The organism is Streptomyces tailanensis (assembly GCF_008386495.1).
GTDB lineage: Bacteria > Actinomycetota > Actinomycetes > Streptomycetales > Streptomycetaceae > Streptomyces > Streptomyces tailanensis.
Genome location: NZ_VTHJ01000107.1, coordinates 6610 through 12427, shown reverse-complemented (window position 1 = coordinate 12427; position 5818 = coordinate 6610). Strand labels below are relative to the sequence as shown.

Below are 5818 nucleotides of genomic sequence, written 5' to 3'. Positions count from 1 at the left end.
CGTTCGTGGACTGGATGCGGTGGAGCCTCTACGGCGACACCGCGGCCCACGACCGCCTTCGCGCCGACGCCACTTCCTCCACCACCACCTGGGAATCCGTCCTGAGCTGAGGAGCAACCACGCACGGCCCGGGTGCGCGCGTCTGCCGTGGTCGCCGCGCATCCGGCCGCGCAGGGTGCGTGGCCGCCCACGGACGCCCGCGAGGTCAGCCGCCGCGCAATCGACTGTGTTCGTTTCCAGGCCAACGTGGACACCACCGCCCGAACAGCAGGCGGCTCCGGCCGCTCCCACTCACACAGATAGATCCACTTGGGGGTCCGACACCCTCAAAAGGATGCAAGAGAGGAAAGCTCATGGTTTCACCAGCAGGGAAGATCAGAGTCATTTTCCTTGCCGTCCTGTTGGCAGTTGCCGCATCTGTGTACGGCGCGGCGCATCAGGCATCGGCCGATACCGTGGCACAGTCGAGCGCTTCGCAGATCGTGGCCGACATGGGCGCGGGATGGAATCTGGGGAACCAGCTGGAAGCCAATGCCAACGGGTACCCCAACGAAACGGCATGGGGACAGCCGGCCGTAACACAAGCCCTCATCGACAAAGTAAGGGCGGCCGGGTTCAAAACCATCCGGATCCCGGTCTCCTACCTGGGATACATAGGGCCCGGCCCGGATTACACGATAAACCCCTCCTGGCTGAACAGAATCCAAGAAGTCGTCAACTACGCCTACAACAGGGGCCTGCATGTGATGATCAACATGCACGGTGACGGCTACAAGAGCATCAGCGGCTCCTGGCTGATCTGTGATTCACCCTCCCAAACAGCGATCAAGGCCAAGTACCAGAAAGCTTGGCAGCAAATCGCAAACAGGTTCAAGAACTACGACCAGCGCCTGATCCTGGAGTCCATGAACGAGGAGTTCGACGGGCAGTACGGCAACCCGACCCAACCGTGCTACTCAAACATCAACAGTTACAACCAGATTTTCGTCGACACCGTACGCAAAACCGGCGGAAATAACAGCTCAAGGTGGCTGCTCGTTCCCGGCTGGAACACAAACATCGATTACACGGCGGGGAACTACGGCTTCGCGATTCCGTCCGACCAGTACCGCTCCCCCTCCATTCCCGCCAATGAACGGCGAATCATGATCTCCGTTCATCACTACAGCCCGTGGGATTTCGCCGGAGAGGAAAGCGGCACCATCACGCAATGGGGACGAGCGGCGACCAACCCATCGAGGACGTCCACCTGGGGACAGGAAGACTATCTGGACTCGCAGCTGAAAAAGATGTACGACACATTCGTCGCGAAGGGGTATCCGGTAGTTGTCGGCGAATACGGCGCCATCGACAAGTCACCGTTCGATTCGTCAAACAACAGATATCGCGCGGACTTTGCACGGGCCGTCGCGGCCACCGCCAAGAAATACGGCGCGGCCACCGTCTACTGGGACAACGGTGCAACCGATCGGTACGGGTTCGGGCTGTTCAACCGGCGCTCCCTCACGGTCACCCAGCAGGGCATCGTCAACGCCATCATGACCGGCGTTACTGACTTCGGCTCGTCAGGGTGAGCTTTCCTGAAGTCCCTGCTGTGCCTGGGGTAGTGGCTGTANGTTACTGACTTCGGCTCGTCAGGGTGAGCTTTCCTGAAGTCCCTGCTGTGCCTGGGGTAGTGGCTGTATTCCGTGGTGTGTGAGGTATGCGGATGGGGGCGGGCTGACCCCTGTGGGACGTCAGCGCCGGGAGACGGTGCGGATGCAGGCGGCCGAGCTGTTCGAGCAGAAGATCAAGCCGTCCGAGGTGGCACGGCGCCTGCGGGTGAGCCCGAAGTCGGCCTACCAGTGGCATCAGTTGTGGCGGGACGGCGGCGTGCGGGCGCTGGCCTCCCGCGGCCCGAGTGGATCGCGGTGCCGGCTGTCCCCGCGCTGTCTGGAGAAGCCGGCCGCATACCTCGATGAAGGACCCGCCGCGCACGGATGGGTGGAGGACCAGGTGTGGACCGCCGCCCGGGTAGCCACGCTCATCGGCCGGAAGTTCCGCATCTCCTACAGCGTTTCGGGAGCCACGAGGCTGATGCACCGGCTCGGCTTCAGCCCGCGGGTCCCTGCACGGCGGGTCGCCGAACGCGACGAGCAGGCCGTGACCCTGTGGAAGGAGGCGACCTGGGCCGAGGTAAAAGGGCCCGGGCGGCCTGCGGGGGCTACATCTGCTTCGAGGACGAGGCAGGCTTCACGCGACAGCCGCCCAAAGGACGCACCTGGGGCCGACTCGGCCACACCCCGCAGGTGACGGTGAGCAGTCGACGCTCAGGGCGCCTGTCGGTGGCCGGACTGATCGCCATGCGGCCAGGCTCCCGCACCCGGCTGTGCCACCGCCTGCGCACCCACCCCGCGGGCAAAGGCAAGCGCCGCAGCATGGGCGAGCGCGACTTCACCGCACTGGCAGACGGCGTCCACCAGCTCGCCAAGGCATCGATCGTGCTGGTCTGGGACCGGCTCAACACCCACGTCTCCCACGCCATGCGTGAGCTGATCGCCGAGCGTGACTGGCTGACGGTTTTCCCGCTGCCCGCCCACTCGCCGGACCTGAACCCCGCCGAGTGGGTATGGGCGCACGTCAAGCGCAGTCCGGCCAACCTCGCCGTGGTCGCTCTCGACCGGCTCGAAGCCCTCGTACGCAACCGGCTCAAACGCCTCCAGTACCGGCCCGAAACCCTCGACGGCTTCACAGCGGGCACCGGCCTGACCCTCGACGCCCCAGCCTCACCTTGACGAGCCGAAGTCAGTAANGGCTTCACAGCGGGCACCGGCCTGACCCTCGACGCCCCAGCCTCACCTTGACGAGCCGAAGTCAGTAACGGCAGTGTTGCCGACTCTGGCCTTCCGTCCGGCACGTAGCAGGACCCCGAGTCTCGGCGACGGGTACATACCTCTACATACCTCGTGGGCGCGCAGTTGGGCCGGGTGGCGATGCCACACGGTGTGCGATCTCGTCAACTGCGCGCCGACCAGCCGGAGAAGCTACCTACGCTGCTCCGCATCTGGGAGGTGGACGGCTGCTGCGGGTGAGCAGTCCCGCCGGGTGGCGTCACGGTCTCTGTGTCCTGGCGGTGCCGGTGGGGCCGGCTTCTCGGGACACGATTCACGCCGAGACGGACGCGGCATGCCCTCGACCCTGGAGGAGCGCGGCGGCCGGCGCTCATCACGATCGGCATCCGCCTCACCAGGACTTCGGTAGGGCCCCGACGTCGACTGTGGGGGACCCAGCGCGATACAACGAGCGGACGGTTTTGGGACGACTCCGCTCTGTACCACTGCCGTTGGTACGTCTGGCAGCAGCAGACTGAGCGGGCCGGCGGCTTCTCACGACATCATGGCCGCTATCCGGGCATGACGAAACGGCGGCCGCCTCGTTCGCGTACGGCCGCAGTGGTCCAGTGGCGGAACGGAATCCAGGTGATGGGCAGGACGCCGGCGCGCACGGTTCCGGTGCCGTCGCCGACAAGCCCCTGGCCAGGACGCCGTCGTCGTCGGCTTCGGCGACATCGGCCCAGTGGTGGGCGTCGTCCTGGAGCTGGTTTCCGTGACCGTACCCGCGGGAGTTACGAAGACGCCGTACGCTTGGTGTCGGCCGACCGTGATCGGCGCGGCGGTGGTGTTGAGCGCCTCACCGGCCGACCGGCCGGCGCCTTCGCGAGGCGTGCTGTCGGCTACGCGGCAGGGTTCCGCTGACGGGATCGGCGGCACACCACCATGAGGCCAAAAGAAGGCGGCACCGGATCCCCGGACTTCAGCCTGGTCCGCGCGACCGCCTCCGGCAGGTCCTGTACCCCAAGAACACCCTCAGCGGGCCGCGTGCACCACCGCCGGTGCTCCGTTACCCATGCCAGGTTCCACTCGTTCGACAAATACCCCTTCCCTGATGCTTGAACTCGCTCAAGCATCAGGGAAGTCGGCTGTCCAGCTCAGAGGCTGTTCGGCAGCGCGACGGTGGGGCGGGGTGGCGTAGGCATGTTGCCGCCGATGAAGAAGCTGGGGTGCGGGGGCTGGTTGTAGGCAGTGTTCTGCCAGGCCAGGGCCGTGCGGTACTGGGTGTCGTGGAGGAGGGTCGTGATCCGCGTATTGGTCTGGTACGGCGTGGAGTAGATCCGCAGGGCCGTGTTGTTGGACGTCGGCCAGATGACCTCCTCGCGCCAGTCGCCGAGGAGGTCGCCGGACAAGGACGGCGTCGACTTGGTGCCGTTGTTGGAGTGGACTCCGGAGCCGGTGAGCAGGCGGGTGTCGCCGGAGGTGCCGTACTTGTCGATGTGGGTGCCGTCGAGGAGTTCGCGCGTGGTGTCGCCGTCCCACCACGCCAGGAAGTTGCTGGACCCGGGCTTACGACTGGCGACCACCGCGCCCTTGGGGTTGCGGACGCCACTCACGAGCGACGACCACGACTCGGCGCCCGCGCTGCCGGACCAGATGTCACCGGACACCCCCCGGCCGTTGTCACCGCCGGCCGGGGTGGACCAGAGGATCTGGCCGGTCCTCGCGTCCGCCATCCAGGAGGACGGCTTGGAGCTGTCCTCGTCGACCTTGAACTCCTCCAGACCTGGCCGGGACGGGTCGAGGTCGCCCACGTGCATCGCGTCCCCGTGGCCGTTTCGCGTCGTCCACAGGCCGTTGCCGTTGTCGTCGACGGCCATCGCGCCGTAGACGACCTCGTCCTTGCCGTCCCCGTCCACGTCCGCGACCGACAACTGGTGGTTGCCCTGGCCGGCGTAGCCGCTGTTGGCGTTGGAGTCGAAGGTCCACCGGCGGGTGAACTGCCCGTTCCGCCAGTCCCAGGCCGCGATCACCGCGCGGGTGTAGTAGCCACGAGCCATGATCACCGAGGGTCGGGAACCGTCCAGGTAGGCCGTGCCCGCCAGGAACCGGTCCACGCGGTTGCCGTAGGAGTCCCCCCAGGACGACACCGTGCCTCGGGCTGGGACGTAGTCGACGGACTGCATCGCCTTGCCCGTCTGCCCGTTGAACATCGTCAGGTACTCGGGGCCGGACAGCACGTAGCCCGTGGAGTTGCGGTGATCGGCCGAGGAACTGCCTATGACCGCGCCGGTTCCGTCCTTCGTGCCGTCGGCGGTCTTCATGGCGACCTCGGCCTTGCCGTCGCCGTCGTAGTCGTACACCTGGAACTGTGTGTAGTGGGCACCGGAGCGGATATTGCGGCCCAGGTCGATACGCCACAGGCGAGTGCCGTCGAGCTTGATCCCGTCGACGATCGTGTTGCCGGTGTAGCCGGACTGGGAGTTGTCCTTGGCGTTCGTCGGCTGCCACTTCAGAACGATGTCCAGGGCACCGTCGCCGTCGAGGTCGCCGACGGAGGCGTCGTTGGCCTCGTAGGTGTACGGCGAGTTGCCCGGTGAAGTGCCCCCGGGCGGCGGGGAGATCGGCACATCCTTGTACCCGGTGCGGAACTGGAGCGCGTGCTCGGACGGCGCCTGCTCGATGCCGTTCACCACCGCGCGCACCGTGTAGTCCGCCGAGTCCGGGGCGCCGGCGTCCAAGTAGTTCGTCGAGGTGGTCAGGGGCGAGGAGTTGAGTCTGGTGCCGCCACGGTAGACGTTGAAGGCCACGTCGTTCGGGTCAGTGGCCAGCCACCGCCACGACACCAGGTTCCCGCTGCCGGTGTGGACGCTGGTCAAACCCCGATCGAGGCGTTCCACCTGCCGGGCGGTCGCGGCGTGCGCGGTCTGCGGCAGTCCGGTGAGTGCGGAGAGGGCCAGTGCGGTGGCGGCCGTCAGGCCGCCGAACAGCCGATTGCTGGACCGGCG

The 5818-nt window shown here is 66.5% G+C and carries 3 protein-coding genes; 2 read left to right on the top strand and 1 reads right to left on the bottom strand.

Going from position 1 to position 5818, the window contains the following annotated elements; translation table 11 throughout:
- Nucleotides 1-353: 353 nt before the first annotated feature.
- Both F3T56_RS43410 and F3T56_RS50390 read left to right on the top strand, forming a co-directional pair.
- Nucleotides 354-1574 carry a glycoside hydrolase family 5 protein gene (locus F3T56_RS43410; RefSeq protein WP_149830978.1) on the top strand — a complete coding sequence of 407 codons (1221 nt, stop codon included), beginning with the start codon at nucleotides 354-356 and terminating at the stop codon, nucleotides 1572-1574.
- A 121-nt stretch (nucleotides 1575-1695) separates the two neighbouring features.
- A protein-coding gene (locus tag F3T56_RS50390; protein ID WP_425473744.1) for an IS630 family transposase occupies nucleotides 1696-2774 on the top strand; the annotation gives its coding sequence in 2 pieces (ribosomal slippage) (nucleotides 1696-2269 and nucleotides 2269-2774; 1080 coding nt in all).
- Nucleotides 2775-3967: 1193 nt separating this feature from the next.
- Here F3T56_RS50390 and F3T56_RS43395 read toward each other — a convergent pair.
- Nucleotides 3968-5788, bottom strand: coding sequence for a rhamnogalacturonan lyase (locus tag F3T56_RS43395; protein ID WP_342787062.1), 1821 nt, complete (start codon nucleotides 5786-5788; stop codon nucleotides 3968-3970).
- Nucleotides 5789-5818: the final 30 nt, after the last annotated feature.